1 pseudogene is annotated in these 302 nt (G+C 32.1%); it reads right to left on the reverse strand.

Features of this window, described 5'->3' with window-relative positions:
• Window positions 1-254 (reverse strand): annotated as a pseudogene (locus tag CN326_RS24875) (hypothetical protein); the annotation flags it as partial.
• Between the last annotated feature and the right edge of the window lie 48 nt (window positions 255-302).

Consider the following 302-nt stretch of genomic DNA (forward strand, 5'->3'; position numbering starts at 1 on the left):
CCAAATACAACAGAAGAAACTTTGTTTTTTAAACTATGGAATAGTTTTTGTAGTCTATCCAGCCGAAATTCCAGGCTACCTAAACGAGAACGAAGTGTTTGAATACGTACATTTAAATATTCATGCTCAAGTTGATAGGCATGATAGTAAATATCTGTTCTCTTTTTAAATTGCACAACAAAATATGGTCCCCTTTGTTGTTCTTTGGACGTTTTATTGAACTTTGGCTCCCCTTTGATAAAAGATGTTTTCATTTTATTCAGCACTGTCAAATCTGACTTAGTTTTCTTAATCTTCTTTTT

Origin of the sequence: Bacillus sp. AFS018417 (assembly GCF_002560985.1) — a bacterium.
Classification (GTDB): domain Bacteria; phylum Bacillota; class Bacilli; order Bacillales; family Bacillaceae_G; genus Bacillus_A; species Bacillus_A rhizoplanae.